This is a genomic window from Streptosporangium lutulentum (assembly GCF_030811455.1).
In the GTDB taxonomy this organism is placed as follows: domain Bacteria; phylum Actinomycetota; class Actinomycetes; order Streptosporangiales; family Streptosporangiaceae; genus Streptosporangium; species Streptosporangium lutulentum.
The window spans coordinates 9,522,395-9,537,665 of sequence record NZ_JAUSQU010000001.1 but is presented as its reverse complement, the minus strand read 5'-3'; the positions used below and the strand labels follow the sequence as shown (position 1 = coordinate 9,537,665).

Genomic DNA, 15,271 nt, shown 5'->3' with positions numbered 1-15,271 from the left:
GACCTCGGCCGCGGCGGGCACACGACGATTGCCGGCCGACCGGAAGGGGTATGCCCCGCAGTCTAGCCGTCCGGATGGGGCCGGTCTTGCTGACGGCGAGCCGGGCGAATCAGGAACGGCAAAGGGGCCGGGACAATGGAAATCCAACAGTCCGACACCGCGGTGGTGTTCATCGACCCGCAGAACGACGTACTGAGCGAAAACGGAACGAGCTGGGCGGCGGTCGGGGCGAGTGTCACCGAAAACGGCACGGTCGAGAACATGGAGCGTATCTTCAGGGCCGCCGAGGAGCGGGGCTATGACGTCTTCATATCGCCCCACTACTTCTATCCCGCCGACAGCGGCTGGACGTTCAATGGGCCGCTGGAGGCCGATGAGCTGCGGACCGGCACCTTCGCGCGAAGCGGTCCGCTGGATCTGACCGGTTTCCGCGACTCCGGCGCGGACTGGCTGGATCGTTTCAAGCCCTACATCGAAGACGGCAGGACGATCGTTGTCAGTCCGCACAAGGTGTTCGGGCCGCAGACCAACGATCTGGTCCTGCAGCTGCGCAAGCGGGGAATCAACAGGATTGTTCTCGGCGGCATGATCGCAAACATGTGCGTCGAATCCCATCTGCGCGAATTTCTCGAGCAGGGCTTCGAGGTGGCGGTTGTCAGGGACGCGACCGCTGGACCGCGGCATCCGGACCGGGGCGACGGCTACGAAGCGGCGATCGTCAATTACCGATTCCTCGCTCACGCGGTGCCCTCGACCAAGGAAGTCGTCGATCGAATGCTCCGGTGAGTCCTCCTCGTCTTCGGGGAGTACGCCAGGCGGCACGATCCGGACGCCAGGTCCATCCCGGCGGCGGATCGCTCGGCGGCCGCCGGCGAGGCGGAGCGGGACGGTCGGGCAGGCCTTCCGACGTTCTCCGTGCCAGGACAGGCCGCCCCTCCCTTGATGATCACGAGTTCGGACACGCCGACCTGTACGCGCCTGACGCCCTCCAGCGAGGGAGCCGCACTTTTGGCGTTCGCTGATTCTCATCGTTTCGCGCTGCTTCTCGTGCCCATGTGCCCTGGGTGTGCCCTGCCCTCGTAGATCTGGGTGATCTCCGACCTGCGAACTGGGCATCAGCGAAAACTTTTCGATCACCCTGATGAGTAGCGATTACGCTTGCGAGCGTCTTGCATCACTTCTCGCTGATTCCGGTGCTCCCACGGAACAACAGCAGAGCTGGAGGCAATTGTGGCAATGCCGAAGAAGGGCACGCGGCTCATCACCGTCGATGGCATCGTCTACCGCTGGCGTGTCCGCCACAAGCCGACCTACAACCAGGGCAACAGTTGGAGCCCGCTCAGCTTCGCCGTCGAGCGAGCCGAGGAGCCGGGAGGCGTTCTTGTGGTGTCACTCCCCTGTGCCCGGCCGGACAACTGGCGAGGAGAGCGAACGATCGCGCTCCGTCCCATCCTCGCCGGCAGATGCATCCGACGGGCCGTCGAACAAGGATGGAACTCGCGGAAACCGGGCTCGGCATTCACCCTCACCGTCTCCGAGGACGAACTGGTCGCCCTCCTGGGCGAACCGCCTCAGTATCTGATCCCCTTTCTCTGGGGCATGATCCCGGAAGGTAGCGGCATCAGAGACCTCCCTCGATGTACTCAGATTTGGAGCCGAGACAAGCCGGGCACCAACCAGGCGCCTTCTGATCCGTAGCCAGTTGGAGATCGTCCACAGTCGTCCACCGCTGTCAGAAGCGCCCGCTCAACGAGCTTTCCAGCTTGATCGGGTTCCACAGGCGTACACCGACGTCCAGGGACGTTGTTAGCAACAGCGTTAGCACGATCGACCAGACCTCGGCTGTCCCGAGACGGCTGCTGGTTCTGCCTCCCGGCGGTCACCCGTCCCGCTGAGCCGCGGACACGAAGCCGCCCAGGGCCTTCCCGCCTTCGGCCATGACAACCCAGTCATCCACCGCACTGCGCGAGTCGATGACTAGCACGACCGCACCACCGGCACGGTCCACGGCCTCCAGCCATGCGAAGCGCTCCTCGGCCTCCTCGGGACGGACGATGCATTCGACGAAGATCCCGGACTCACCGGGACCGTCGACCACCGAGGCGGTCAGACCGGCGAGGACCACCCAGCCATGTGCCTCGGTCGATCCAGATCGTCCGCAGACCGGCTGCGCGTCCTCCGCCGATGTCCGCAACGAGGTGACCGCCGATCATCCATCCTCCGTCTGCGAGAGTCGCACCGCAGCGCTTGGCGGCGATCTCGAACAGACCGACATCGGGTTTGCGGATGCCCTCGACTCCGGACAGCGCGTAGGCGTCTACGGCCTCGGCCAGTCCCGTGCGCTGGATCTTGCCAAGCTGGTTGTCCGCCGTCCCGTTGGTGACGATCGCCACCCGCCGGCCCGACGCGCGTAGCCGAGACAGGCCGTCCATCACCTGGGGTCGGCAGTGAACGAGGTGCGGCATGCGCCGGCGGTAGCGACTCCACAGCTCGTCGACCGGCTCGGCCAAAGCGAAGTGATCGCGCGCCTTGGTGAAGAAGACCTCACGATGCGGGTAGCCGGCACGGTCAAGAGCGATCAGCCACTTAACCGCCTCACGCCCCAGGCCATGCTTGTCGGCGAACTCCCCCGCCCACGCCTGGAACGCCTCGTCCAGGTTGATGAGGGTGTTGTCCAGGTCGACCGGCTCCGAGGCTGGAGAATCGATGGCCTCGACGGACATGTGAGCTGGTGGGACTGGACAGGCGGCAAGAAGGGGCTGGTGGTGCATACGGCCACGACTGGTTCCCAGAAGACCCATCCACCCCAGGCTCGCGCTAGGTCTGCCACGTGCCGTTGACCATCAGATCCCGTCCTGCGATCTCGTTGACCTCGCGCCAGGCCTGGATCAGTTCCGGCAGGATGTGGAAGTACGGGTAGTCGCGCTGCCGGCGGGGGTCGAACCCGGTCTTGGCCGCGAACGCGTCGGCGACCTCGTCGGTGATCCCGTCGGCGACGACCGCGGATCCTTCGATCAGGACCACGTCGCGGGTCGGCCCGATCGTGAGCCGGCCCCGGCTGCCGGCACGGAGATTGCGGGCCGTGGGATTGCCCGCCGCCGTCGAGATCAACAGCGTCTCGCCGTCCCAGAGGAACGACAGCGGCACCAGATACGGCGTACCCGCTCGGTCGGCGGTGGCCACCCAGGCGTCGACGTCTTCGTCGAGGCGGCGCCGGGTGTCCTGTATGCGCTGCGCGAGCGATCGAGGCGAGGCCTTCATGCGTCGGGTCTCCTGTTCCGGATACGGGTGAGGAAGGTTGGAGGCCGTGGCTCGCGGTGACACCGTCGGGCCACGGAACCCAGTTTGCTGCCTGCTTGACCAGCACGGGGATCCGCTCCTCGCCGGCAGGAGCCCGCAGGAGGTCGCGCCAGTCGGCGGGCCGGTTGGCCGGCGCGAGGATGCCCATGATGACGAGGTAGGTCGGCGCGGCCCAGTACTTGGTCACGGCGCCCAACGCGAACTCAAAGGCAAGAAACAAGTACAGACCGGCCGGAAGGCGTTTCGACATATCTGTTGTTTCGGGGAGAGTCGGGCAGGGTGATGCCTCCGCACGGTGATTGCGTTGCCGCCGGAGTCCTACCTTCGGGAGTCAGCCCCGCAGGGTGGTGATGGCCTTCTCGATACGCCGCCGGCGCGTCTCGGGCTTCTTCGCGCTCTCGATGGCGCGTACATGCTCACGTTTGTGGCTGTACGCGAGATCGTCGTACGCGGCGCGGGTGACGGGGTCGGCGTCCAGAGCCTGTGCGAAGTCCTCTGGCTCGACGACGACGCGCGGCTCGGTGTCGAGCTCCAATTCGACCTCGGCCTCGTCGCCGATCGCAACACCTGCGGCCTGCCGGTTGGCATTGCTGAGACCGAGCAGGTGGCGGCCGCGCAGGAGGGCGACCCGGCTCTTCCAGGAGTGCCCGTTGACTGTGATCGTCACGGGCGGCCGCGGGCCCCCGCCGAGCGCTGCTATCACCTCGGACGGAACTTCTAGGCCCCGCATGGGCTCAGGTGGCTCAACGTGGGCCCGAAACTTCATGATCTTCTCCTGTTCGTCCTGCCGGTTCACCGGCACTCGGGGTCACAGCCGTCCGGGACGGCGGCGACAGCGCGCCCCGCCATCCCGGACGGCTGTGTGACAAAGTTCGCGGCTACTCCGCGTAGGGCTGGTCGGTGCCCTTGGGGCTGTAGCCGAGGCTCCAGATGTAGCCGTCCGGGTCGGCGAAGGTGCCGCCGTACCCGCCCCACGGCAGAGCGCCGGCGGGCTTGAGGATCGTGGCGCCGGCCTTCTCAGCCTCCGCCATGACCTCGTCGACCCGCGTCTCGCTGCGGACGACGTAGGTCAGGACCAGTCCGCTGAAGCCGCTGCCCTCCTGGTCCGTACCCACCTGAGCGGCCAGGCCTTCACGGCTGTAGAAGCCGACGGGCGAGGCGCCGTCCGATTCGAAGAACACCGAGATACCGAAGTCGCTCTGGATCTTCCAGCCGAGCCCATCGGTGTAGAACTGCTTGGCCCGATCCATGTCCCGGACGCCCAGAAGGATCGAGCTGACGTGTGCCTTCATGTCTTATTCCTTTACAGAGATGGTTATGTGGTGCATGGGTGGTCGTGTGCCCGGCCGGGCATCCAGGCAGGGCCCGGGCGCCACCCCGGCGCGTGTGTCACTTAACGGTAGAAGCGGCGGCCCGACCGATGCTTCTTCAAACCTGACCGATGCCGCCGGCGATGATCGTTCCTTTCGTTGATGCCAGCGGTCGAGGGCCGCATAGGCGGGTCGCCACTGGTGCTGGTAGGCCTGGCGCGCCGGTTCGGTGAGTTGCGCCAGCATCGCGGCGACGGTCTGGTCGCCCGCGCCGTCCAGGAGCCACGGCAGGATTCTGGGTACGGCGGGACCGATCCGCTGGGCGTGGATCCGCCCGAAGCGATTCCACTGCTCCTGGGTGACGGCCGCCTGAATCAGCGGAAGCGCCTGGTCCTCCTCGTGCCTGAGGTGTCCGGTGAGGCCGGTGACCAGGGAATCGGTGAGATCCCCGAGCCGGTCCAACCCGTCCTCGGACGCGGCCAGTACCTCATCGATCGCCTCGATGACCCGGTCGATGGCGGCGTGTTCTGCCTCCATCGCCTCCAGCAGCGTCAGGTCGGCTGGCCGGTCGGACAGGATCTGGCGCAGCATGGGCCACAGCACGTCGTCCTCGGCGGCGTGGTGGATGTGCAGGGAGGTCTTGAACAGCTCCCAGCCGACGGCTGTGCGCAGGACGGCGCCCGGGTCGGCACCGACCCGGGTGGTGACTCTGGCCAGGTGCTCGGCTTCCCGGCGCAGCGCGTCATGCATCGCATACATCGCCGTCGTGTCGAGCGTGTCGCTCACGGCCAACTCCTTCGACGGGACCACCACTTGCGGTTTTGGACGTCTCCCACTGTGGAGTGGCGGCGTGCCAGCATCAACGTGAGATTCCGAGCGATCCGATAACTTGGCGCTTATAACGCGACTAGGAAGAACATGGAACTTAGGGACATCGAGATCTTTCTGACCCTGGCCGAGGAGCTGCACTTCGGCCGAACGGCCGCCCGGCTCCACGTGTCCCAGGCGCGGGTCAGCCAGGCGATCAGCCAGCAGGAACGCCGCATCGGGACCTCGCTGTTCGACCGCTCCAACCGCCGCCAGGTCCGCCTGACCCCGGTCGGCCGACAGTTGCGCGACGACCTGCTCCCGGTTTACGCGGGCCTACACGAAAGCCTCGAACGCGCCCGGATGGCATCCCGCGGCATCAACGCGCGGCTGCGGGTGGGCATGCTGCCCTTCAACGTCCACGACCTGCATCCCTACTGGCGGGCATTCCGCGACCGGCACCCGCAATGGGAACTGCAGTTGCGCCGCACCCCCTTCATCGACCCGTTCGCCGGGCTCCGCAACGGCGACATGGACGTACTGATCGCCTGGCTACCCGTGGAAGAACCCGATCTCACCGTGGGCCCGATCCTGTTCACCGACCCACGAGTCCTCGCCGTCTCCGCCGAGCACGAATTGGCCGGCCGGTCCTCCGTACCCCTGGAAGCGCTCGGCGGCTTTCCACACGCCGCCGTCCCCCACATGCCGGACTACTGGGAGAACAGCTACCTCCCCTTCCACACCCCGCGTGGCCAGACCATCGAACGGATCGAACCCATCACCAACCCCGACGAGCTGATCAACCTGGTCAGCACCGGCGAGATCGTCCACAACTTCCCCGCCCACGTCACCCGATATTGGGCGATGGCGCACCTGCAGTGGCTACCCATGCCGGACATGCCACGCCTGACCTACGCCCTGATATGGCAGACCGAGGCCGAAACCGACCTGATCCGAGCACTCGCCCAGACGATCCACGACCTCGGCCCCGCCCACGGCTGAGCAACGGCCCGGCACAAATCGTCAATTGCCCGCGAGAACGCGCCTGCGGCACCACACCCAACATGGCTGACGTCGCCGACTTGGCTGAACAACCCTGCGGGTGCCGAAAATTCATCCGTGCAGGTCGTAGTGCCCACAGGTGATCACGTGCTCCGTCGTGGGAGTCGCGAGGGTTGCGCCAGAACGGCATGATGATCTATCGCGCTGCTACGTTTGGCCTACCTCGCTGTGACGAACACGTTCTCATTCATGCGGCTGCTGCCGTTGAGCGAGCGTGACAAGGAGCTTGAGCTCCTGGCGCTACGGCATCAGTTGATGGTCTTGCAGCGGCAGGTGACCAAGCCCGTGTTCACGCCCGATGACCGGTTTCTACTCTCAGGGCTGCTCCACCATCTGCCAATGGACAAGCTCCGGCGGCAGGCAGCCAGGCCAGGTTCCTCATCCGCGACCGCGACTCCACGTTCACCGCGGCCTTCGACGCCGTGCTGGCCGATGCCGACATACAGGCCATCAAGACCGGTATCCGAATACCCCGGATGAACTCGATCATGGAACGTTGGATCCAGACCTGTCGACGCGAGCTGTTGGACCGCACCCTGATCTGGAACCAGCACCACCTTCTACACGCGCTGCGCGAGTTCGAGACGTCCTACGACGAACACCGGCCACACCGAACTCTCGGACAGGCCGCTCCGCTCCGATCGCTTCCCGATCCCAGCACCGTCCCAGCCGGGAACACCCGCCTCGACATCCGCCAACATGATCGACTCAGCGGCGTCCTCCGGGAGTACCAACATGCGGCTTGAACTGCCCGGATGATTAATCGGCACCCGCAGTGTCCATCAAGGCCGTGGCCGACTTCCTCGGGCACGCGGACCCCGGGTTCACCCTGCGGACCTACACGCACCTGATGCCCTCCAGAGAGGACCGCATGAGACAGGTCGTCGAGGACGCGCGGGCGAAGGGCCAACATGCCCCGGATGTGCCCTGAGGGCCCCACCAAACGAAATCACCGCAGGTCAGAAGCCCGGCAGCTCAGAACATCGAGATGTGGACGTGGTCCATGTGGTTGGCGGTGTTGCCGCCCCGGTTGGACATCAGCTTCCACCCCGCGCCGGTACGGACGTCGTAGTACTTCTGCTGCCAGATGATGTACATGACCCCGAAGCGGTTGCCGTTGGTGATCGCCCACTGGGCCAGGCGGTTCCCGCGCTCCAAGGCGTCCTGGGTCGGGAGGCTGCCGCCGCTGCTCATCATGAAGTCGCAGGCCCGGCCGGTGCCGTGGTCGCCGGGGTCGCCCGGGCGCAGGCAGCCGTAGCCGTAGGGCATCGGGAAGTTCTGGAGCACCGTGTTGCGCATGGTGACCGTTCGGGCGGTCAGGCCGTCGCTGCCCGAGGGGGTCTGGAAGCCGTACTTGGCCAGGAGCCTCTCGATCCTGACCCGCTGGTTCTTGAGATCGGTGATGTCTTTCTTGAGCTTTGCGATCTTGGAGTCGGCCGCCTTCTCGGCGGCCTTGGCATCCTTGATCAGTTCCTTGATCCGGTTGAGCTGGGTGGCGCGCTGGCTGGCGAGGTAGGACATGGTGGCCGCCTGGCCGAGGACGAGGTTGGCGTCGCCGTCGAAGCTCATCAGGCTGCCGTCGTCCAGCACGCCGCCCATGTAGGTGGTCTGGGCGAAGCGCGCGATGTCGGCCTCGGCGCTCGCCAGGGCTCTCTTGAGGCTCTTCGCGCTGGCGGTGGCCTTGCCCGCCTGGACCCGGGTCTCCTCCAGGCTCTGCACCTGACCCCGGTAGTCCTTGTTGAGCTGGGCGGCCTCGCCGGTCAGCTTCTTGAGCTCGGCCTCGGGGTTGGGTTTGGCGACGCGCTGCGCGGTGGCCCCGGCCATGACCGGGGTCAGAAGCAGCAGGGCGAGCACGGCACCCAGCGTGGCTGAGCGACTCGATCTCACGCTTCGCTCACCTCCAGAGCCCCCTCACGAACGGAGCGAAACTATAGAAGACGATCTTGAGGCTTGCCACCGGAATGGTGGAACTCATGCACTATTGACGAACTATTTACCACTTTGGGGTGGTTTAAATAGATACAGCCTGGCATGTCACCGGGGCAACCAGAGGCAATCTTTGCACACCGACCCCTCGGGTCACCTGAGCACCGGGGAGCACACGTCCGCCCGGCGCCCCGGCCCTTGCCATCGATGACAGAACATGATTCGGTCTCAACCAACGGCGGGGCTTGTGGCGCCCTTCCTCGCGGATGACACTTGTCCAAGCAAGCATTCGCTCAAGTTTGACTCTGGCCCGCCCACCAGGAGGCAACACATCATGCTCCAGCACGACACGCTGTTCATCGGGGGCGACTGGGTGGCTCCCGCGGGCACCGGGACCATCGACGTCATCTCACCCCACACCGAGGAAGTCATCGGCCGCGTTCCCGACGGGACCCCCGCTGACATGGATCGCGCGGTGGCCGCCGCCCGCCAGGCGTTCGACCACGGCCCGTGGCCCCGGATGACGATGGCCGAGCGCGCCGCCGTCGTCGGCAGGCTCGCCGAGATCTACGCGAGCCGCCAGGTGGAGATGGCCGAGCTCATCACGCTGGAGATGGGCTCCCCGATCACTTTCTCCCAGATGGCACAGGCCCCGCAGCCGCTCGGCATGTTGCAGTACTACGCCGAACTCGGCAAGACGTTCCCCGTCGAGGAGGAGCGCCCCGGCATCTTCGGGCCGGTGGTCGTCCGCCGCGAGCCGGTCGGCGTGGTCGCCGCCGTGGTCCCGTGGAACGTCCCGCAGTTCGTCATCATGATCAAACTGGCCCCCGCCCTCGTCGCGGGCTGCACGATCGTCGTGAAGCCCGCGCCCGAGACCCCGCTCGACTCCTACCTGCTGGCCGAGATGGTCAAGGAGGCGGGCATCCCCGACGGCGTCGTCAACATCGTCGCCGCCGGGCGCGAGGCCGGCGAGCACCTCGTCTCCCACCCCGGCGTGGACAAGGTCGCCTTCACCGGCTCCACCGCGGCCGGCCGCCGCATCGCCGCCATCTGCGGCGAGCAGCTCAAGCGGTGCACCCTGGAACTCGGCGGCAAGTCCGCCGCGATCATCCTGGACGACTGCGACCTGCCCTCCGCGATGGGATTCCTGTCGGTCGCCTCGATGATGAACAACGGTCAGGCCTGTATCGCCCAGACCCGCATCCTGGCTTCGCGCAACCGCTACGACGAGGTCGTCGACGCGGTCTCCGCGATGGTCAGCGCCATGCCGGTCGGCGACCCCTCCGACCCCGCCACCGGCATCGGCCCGCTGGTCGCCCAGCGGCAGCAGCAACGGGTCGAGGACTACATCAGGATCGGCATCGACGAGGGCGCCAAGCCGGTCGTCGGCGGCCTGGACCGTCCCCACAAGCGCGGCTGGTACGTGGCCCCGACCGTCTTCGCCGGAGCCACCAACGAGATGCGCATCGCCCGCGAGGAGATCTTCGGTCCGGTCCTGACCGTGATCCCCTACACGGACGAGGCCGACGCGATCAGGATCGCCAACGACAGCGACTACGGCCTGGCCGGCACGGTGTGGACCGCCGACACCGAGCACGGCATGGACGTGGCCCGCCAGGTGCGCGCCGGCACCTACGGCGTCAACCTCTTCATGATCGAGACCAGCTCGCCCTTCGGCGGGTTCAAGAGCAGCGGCCTCGGCCGCGAGCTCGGCCCCGAGGGACTCTCGGCCTACCTGGAGTACAAGTCGATCGCCCGCCTGGGCTGAGACCTGAGTGTGCTTGTACGGCTCACACGTGTGAGCCGTACAAGCACACCTGCCGATGGACGGCCCAGCACGCCCCCGCGACGCTGGGCTACCGCTCAACTACATGAAGTATGTCCCACGACCACCACTAAGTAGTAATTCGTGTCCCACGGACTTCTCCTGGCGGATTTCATCCATCCGCTGTAAGTAGACGTGCTTTATTCGAGATTGGTTCGCTCCACGACGCCAAGAGTTTGCTCGGCGATCTCGAACTCCTCGTCCGTGGGGATCACCGCGACCTTCACGAGCGCGCCGTCGGGCGAGATCAGCGACTCGCCGCGCCCGTTGCGTACGGGGTCCACGGCGATGCCGAGCGCGCTCAGGCCGGTCAGCGCCCTCTCCCTGACCGGCGCCGAGTTCTCCCCCACGCCCCCGGTGAAGGCGATGACGTCCACCGCGCCGAGCACGGCGTAATAGGCGCCGATGTACTTGCGCAGCCGGTGGCAGTAGACCGACAGGGCCAGCTCCGCGTCCGGATCTCCGTCGGCCACCCGCTCCTGCACCGCGCGCATGTCGTTGTCCCCGCAGAGGCCGAGCATGCCGCTGCGCCGGTTGAGCAGCCTGTCGATCTCGTCGATGGACAGTCCTTCCCGCCGGCTCAGGTGGAAGATCACCTCTGGGTCCAGGTCGCCGCTGCGGGTCCCCATGACGAGACCTTCCAGCGGTGTCATGCCCATCGAGGTGTCCACGCAGCGCCCGGCCGACACCGCCGAGGCACTGGCCCCGTTGCCGAGGTGCAGCACGATCACGTTGGCCGGGGACCCGGCGGCGAGGAGGGCCGCCTTGCGGGAGACGTAGGCGTGTGAGGTGCCGTGGAAGCCGTAGCGGCGGATGCCCAGCCGTACGGCGGTCTCACGGTCGATCGCGTAGGTCGAGGCGGCAGGGGGGATCGTGGCGTGGAAGGCGGTGTCGAAGACGGCGACCTGCGGCAGATCGGGACGGAGCCTCCGGGTGACCTCGATGCACGCCAGGTTGGCCGGGTTGTGCAGGGGGGCGAGCGGGATGAGCGCCTCGATCCCCCTGACCACCTCGTCGGTGATCGGTGTCGGCTCGGTGAAGACCGTGCCGCCGTGCACCACCCGGTGCCCGATCGCGGTGAGCTCCGGGGAGTCGAACCCCAGGTCCCGCTCCGCGAGCTCGCCCGCGACGATCCCCAGGGCCGCCTCGTGGTCGGCCGCCGGCGATCCGGGCTCGCCGATCCGCTCCACCGTCCCCGACGCCAGCCGTTCGGCACCGGACCGAATCTGGTATTTCACCGAGGAGGACCCGGCGTTGAGCACCAGTACGCGACCCACGATGTCCCCCTTGCCCGGTGCCGCACCGGATTCGTCCCCGCCTCGAAAGATCAGGACCTGGTGCTGGTCCATTCCCCGATCCTGCGGATCAACTCGGGCGTGGCGGCCGACTCCGCGTGGCCGTACCCGGGTTCGATCCACAGTTCCTTGGGTTCCCGGGCGGCCTCGTAGATCTGGTGGGGGTGATCGAGGGGGAAGAAGGCGTCCGCGTCACCGTGCACGACCAGCAGCGGCGTCGGCGAGATCTTCGCGGCGGCTTCGTACGGGGCCAGCGGCAACGGATCCCACACGCCCTTCATGATCCTCGTCCGCTTCCCCACCCTCGCGGCCCACCGCCCCAGCGGCCGCTCGATCGCCCAGTGCACCTGCCTCATCGGCCGGGTCCCCCGGTAGTACCACCGCGCGGGCGCGCTCACCGCCGTCACCGCGTCCACCCCGCCCAGCACCCCCGCGTGCCGTACGGCCACCGCCCCGCCCATCGAGAACCCGACGACCGCGACCCTGGCGTAACCGATCGTCCGCGCGTGCCGTACCGCCGCGTCCATGTCGAGGATCTCCAGGTCTCCCACGGTCGACTCGCCGCCGGAACGGCCGTGCCCCCGGAAGTCGAACGAGATCACCCCGCCGAATCCGCTGAGCACGTGGGCGATCCTTCGCGTGGAGCGTTCCCTGAGCGATCCGGTGAAACCGTGGGCCAGAACGATCCCGAGGTCATCCGCTCCGCGCGACGGGGTGTGCGCGGCGTCGATCCGCACGTTGTCCCGGGTCCTGAACATCACGGAGAACGATGGCGCGAGAGGCATGGTTTCGAGCTTAGGGAACGCCCCACGTCCGGGCACGACCGGACATGCCCGTCACGGAGATCGCGAACGCGACCTGGGCGGGAGTTCACGGAGATTCTCGTACCGGATCAAGTAGGCGGATCATGCCAGTTCCGCCTACAGGAGAACTGCTCCGATCCGTACGGCGAAAGGGTGTCCAAAGGGTGAATTAGCGCACTCCATATGGCAGAGACGTGAGAGTGATTGGCCGGATCAACTAAAATGGGAAGGCCGCACGGTCCGCGGCCAGCCTCCACGATCACAGAGTGAGACTCCATCATGCCTTTGAACAGCCGCGACGACCTGCGGAACATCGCGATCATCGCGCACGTCGACCACGGCAAGACCACTCTCGTGGATGCCATGCTCTGGCAGTCCGGTGCCTTCCGCGTCAACCAGGACGTGGACGACCGCGTCATGGACTCCAACGACCTTGAGCGCGAGAAGGGCATCACCATTCTCGCGAAGAACACGGCCGTCAAACACGGCGGTATGACCCTCAACATCATCGACACGCCCGGTCACGCCGACTTCGGCGGCGAGGTCGAGCGGGGTCTGTCGATGGTGGACGGCGTCGTGCTGCTGGTGGACGCCTCCGAGGGTCCGCTGCCGCAGACCCGGTTCGTGCTGCGCAAGGCGTTCGCCGCGAAGATGCCGGTCATCCTGTGCATCAACAAGGTCGACCGCCCCGACTCCCGGATCAAGGAGGTCGTGGACGAGGTCTACGAGCTCTTCATGGATCTCGACGCCACCGAGGAGCAGATCGACTTCCCGATCGTCTACGCCTCGGCCAAGGCCGGTCGCGCCTCGCTGAACCGTCCCGAGGACGCCGGCATGCCGGACTCCGAGGACCTCGAGCCGCTGTTCGAGGTCATCAAGAACACGATCCCGGCCCCGACCTACGACCCCACCGCCCCGCTGCAGGCGCACGTCACCAACCTGGACGCCTCGTCCTACCTGGGCCGGATCGCGCTCTGCCGCGTCCACCAGGGCACCATCAAGAAGGGCCAGCAGGTCGCCTGGTGCCGCACCGACGGCACCATCCAGAAGGTGAAGATCACCGAGCTGCTGATGACCGACGCGCTGGAGCGCAAGCCCGCCGAGGAGGCGGGCCCCGGCGACATCATCGCGATCGCCGGCATCCCGGACATCATGATCGGTGAGACGCTGGCCGACCCCGACGACCCGCGCCCGCTGCCGCTGATCACGGTCGACGAGCCCGCGATCTCCATGACCATCGGCACCAACACCTCGCCGATGGTCGGCCGGGTCAAGGGTTCCAAGGTCACCGCCCGCATGGTCAAGGATCGCCTCGACAAGGAGCTCATCGGCAACGTGTCGCTGCGCGTCCTGCCGACCGAGCGTCCCGACGCCTGGGAGGTGCAGGGTCGTGGTGAGCTGGCGCTGGCCATCCTGGTCGAGCAGATGCGCCGCGAGGGCTACGAGCTGACCGTCGGCAAGCCGCAGGTGGTCACCAAGACCGTCGACGGCAAGCTCCACGAGCCGGTCGAGCGCGTGACCATCGACTGCCCGGAGGAGTACCTCGGGGCGATCACCCAGCTCCTGGCGGTCCGCAAGGGCCGCATGGAGCACATGACCAACCACGGTACCGGCTGGATCCGGATGGAGTTCGTGGTCCCGGCCCGCGGTCTGATCGGCTTCCGGACCGAGTTCCTCACCGAGACCCGCGGCACCGGCATCGTGAACCACGTGTTCGAGGGCTACGAGCCGTGGTTCGGCGAGCTGCGCACCCGCAACAACGGCTCACTGGTGGCCGACCGGTCCGGCCCGGTGACCGCGTTCGCCATGCTGAACCTGCAGGAGCGCGGCGTCCTGTTCGTCACTCCGACGACCGAGGTCTACGAGGGCATGATCATCGGTGAGAACTCACGCGCCGACGACATGGACGTGAACATCACCAAGGAGAAGAAGCTCACCAACATGCGCTCCTCCACCAGCGACACGACGGAGACCCTGATCCCGCCGCGTCAGCTCTCGCTGGAGCAGGCTCTGGAGTTCATCCGCGAGGACGAGTGCGTGGAGATCACCCCGGAGACCGTGCGCATCCGCAAGGTCGTCCTGGACGCCAACGCCCGCGGCCGTTCCGCCGCCCGCGCCAAGCGCGCGTAACCCGCCCGCCGTACGAGAAGGCGCCGGACCCCGCGAGGGTCCGGCGCCTTCTGTCGTCCGGTTCGGTGGTGGTCGCCACGGCGTGGCTACGGGGCCGCCCGGTATCTTCTGAGGTAGAAGACCTGGACGGGCTTCTCCAGACCGCAGAGGAGCTCGACTGTCGTTCGGGGGTTCTCATGCATCACAAGATCCAACTGGCACTGGTCTCCGCACTCGGTATGGGGATGGTCACAGCGGGCCCGGTCTCCGCGGCGTCGTCGCCGAGCCCGTCCGGCGCGCCCGTCCCGGCGGCTCACGCCGACATCAAGGACGTCAACGGCAAGAACGTCGGTGTGATGGTCGTGGCCGACGCGGGCGGGGGCAAGACCAAGCTCGCCGTCATGGCCAAGGGCCTGCCGCCCGGTTACCACGGCTTCCACGTCCACGCCGTGGGCGTCTGCGACCCGGCGTCGAAGGATCCGGCCACCGGCAGCCCGTTCTTCAGCGCGGGCAGCCACTTCACCCTCCAGCCGGGCGATCACCCCGACCACTCCGGCGACCTGCCCGACCTCCTCGTCGGCCAGGACGGCACGGGCAGCACCTTCATGGTGACCGACCGCTTCTCGGTGGACCAGCTCCTGGACAAGGACGGCAGCGCCGTCATCGCCCACGCCCTGCCGGACAACCAGGCCAACATCCCCGACCACTACAGCCACCAGGGCGCCGAGGGCCCCGACGCCACCACCCTCAAGACCGGTGACTCCGGCGGCCGCATCGCCTGCGGCGTGATCATTAAGCGCTAGGGACGTCCCTGCGACCACCGGGGCATCCTGA

Annotated in this window: 17 protein-coding genes; 8 read left to right on the top strand and 9 right to left on the bottom strand. The window is 67.0% G+C overall.

Annotation, left to right across the window (positions count from 1 at the left end):
- Positions 1–135: 135 nt before the first annotated feature.
- Positions 136–786: a cysteine hydrolase family protein gene (locus J2853_RS42995; protein WP_307567454.1), complete on the top strand. Its 651-nt coding sequence runs from the start codon at positions 136–138 to the stop codon at positions 784–786.
- A 444-nt stretch (positions 787–1,230) separates the two neighbouring features.
- Positions 1,231–1,698: a hypothetical protein gene (locus J2853_RS42990; protein WP_307567452.1), complete on the top strand. Its 468-nt coding sequence runs from the start codon at positions 1,231–1,233 to the stop codon at positions 1,696–1,698.
- Between the two features lie 181 nt (positions 1,699–1,879).
- Here the strand turns inward: J2853_RS42990 and J2853_RS42985 are convergent, their stop codons facing one another.
- The 6 genes from J2853_RS42985 to J2853_RS42960 form a co-directional block, all read right to left on the bottom strand.
- Positions 1,880–2,098 carry a hypothetical protein gene (locus J2853_RS42985; protein WP_307567450.1) on the bottom strand — a complete coding sequence of 73 codons (219 nt, stop codon included), beginning with the start codon at positions 2,096–2,098 and terminating at the stop codon, positions 1,880–1,882.
- Positions 2,079–2,723: an HAD family hydrolase gene (locus J2853_RS42980; protein WP_307567448.1), complete on the bottom strand. Its 645-nt coding sequence runs from the start codon at positions 2,721–2,723 to the stop codon at positions 2,079–2,081. Before J2853_RS42980 ends, J2853_RS42985 begins: the two co-directional genes overlap by 20 nt.
- A gap of 94 nt (positions 2,724–2,817) precedes the next feature.
- A complete protein-coding gene (locus J2853_RS42975) occupies positions 2,818–3,261 on the bottom strand; it encodes a pyridoxamine 5'-phosphate oxidase family protein (protein WP_307567447.1) in 444 nt (147 codons plus the stop codon).
- Between the two features lie 370 nt (positions 3,262–3,631).
- Positions 3,632–4,066: a YdeI/OmpD-associated family protein gene (locus J2853_RS42970; RefSeq protein WP_370879559.1), complete on the bottom strand. Its 435-nt coding sequence runs from the start codon at positions 4,064–4,066 to the stop codon at positions 3,632–3,634.
- A 112-nt stretch (positions 4,067–4,178) separates the two neighbouring features.
- Positions 4,179–4,592, bottom strand: a complete 414-nt coding sequence (locus tag J2853_RS42965; RefSeq protein ID WP_307567445.1) for a VOC family protein — start codon at positions 4,590–4,592, stop codon at positions 4,179–4,181.
- A gap of 3 nt (positions 4,593–4,595) precedes the next feature.
- A complete protein-coding gene (locus tag J2853_RS42960; protein WP_307567443.1) occupies positions 4,596–5,396 on the bottom strand; it encodes a hemerythrin domain-containing protein in 801 nt (266 codons plus the stop codon).
- A gap of 132 nt (positions 5,397–5,528) precedes the next feature.
- Here J2853_RS42960 and J2853_RS42955 point away from each other — a divergent pair, with 132 nt between their 5' ends.
- The 3 genes from J2853_RS42955 (at position 5,529) to J2853_RS42945 (ending at position 7,410) form a co-directional block, all read left to right on the top strand.
- A complete protein-coding gene (locus tag J2853_RS42955) occupies positions 5,529–6,419 on the top strand; it encodes a LysR family transcriptional regulator (RefSeq protein ID WP_307567442.1) in 891 nt (296 codons plus the stop codon).
- 482 nt (positions 6,420–6,901) lie between these two features.
- The gene (locus tag J2853_RS42950; RefSeq protein ID WP_307567441.1) at positions 6,902–7,225 is read left to right on the top strand and encodes an integrase core domain-containing protein; all 324 of its coding nucleotides are present in this window, start codon (positions 6,902–6,904) and stop codon (positions 7,223–7,225) included.
- A gap of 29 nt (positions 7,226–7,254) precedes the next feature.
- Positions 7,255–7,410, top strand: a complete 156-nt coding sequence (locus J2853_RS42945; RefSeq protein WP_307567439.1) for a hypothetical protein — start codon at positions 7,255–7,257, stop codon at positions 7,408–7,410.
- 44 nt (positions 7,411–7,454) lie between these two features.
- Here J2853_RS42945 and J2853_RS42940 read toward each other — a convergent pair whose 3' ends face one another.
- On the bottom strand, positions 7,455–8,366 hold the full coding sequence (locus J2853_RS42940; protein ID WP_307567437.1) for a coiled-coil domain-containing protein: 912 nt from the start codon (positions 8,364–8,366) through the stop codon (positions 7,455–7,457).
- Positions 8,367–8,739: 373 nt separating this feature from the next.
- On the opposite strand from J2853_RS42940, the gene J2853_RS42935 reads away from it, so the two are divergent.
- Positions 8,740–10,173, top strand: coding sequence for an aldehyde dehydrogenase (locus J2853_RS42935; RefSeq protein ID WP_307567435.1), 1,434 nt, complete (start codon positions 8,740–8,742; stop codon positions 10,171–10,173).
- Positions 10,174–10,370: 197 nt separating this feature from the next.
- Here J2853_RS42935 and J2853_RS42930 read toward each other — a convergent pair whose 3' ends face one another.
- Positions 10,371–11,579, bottom strand: a complete 1,209-nt coding sequence (locus tag J2853_RS42930) for an acetate/propionate family kinase (protein WP_307567433.1) — start codon at positions 11,577–11,579, stop codon at positions 10,371–10,373.
- Positions 11,558–12,310 carry an alpha/beta hydrolase gene (locus J2853_RS42925; protein ID WP_307567431.1) on the bottom strand — a complete coding sequence of 251 codons (753 nt, stop codon included), beginning with the start codon at positions 12,308–12,310 and terminating at the stop codon, positions 11,558–11,560. Before J2853_RS42925 ends, J2853_RS42930 begins: the two co-directional genes overlap by 22 nt.
- A gap of 297 nt (positions 12,311–12,607) precedes the next feature.
- Here J2853_RS42925 and typA point away from each other — a divergent pair, with 297 nt between their 5' ends.
- Both typA and J2853_RS42915 read left to right on the top strand, forming a co-directional pair.
- On the top strand, positions 12,608–14,458 hold the full coding sequence (gene typA, locus J2853_RS42920; protein ID WP_307567429.1) for a translational GTPase TypA: 1,851 nt from the start codon (positions 12,608–12,610) through the stop codon (positions 14,456–14,458).
- Positions 14,459–14,634: 176 nt separating this feature from the next.
- Positions 14,635–15,240, top strand: a complete 606-nt coding sequence (locus J2853_RS42915; RefSeq protein ID WP_307567427.1) for a superoxide dismutase family protein — start codon at positions 14,635–14,637, stop codon at positions 15,238–15,240.
- Positions 15,241–15,271 lie beyond the last annotated feature (31 nt).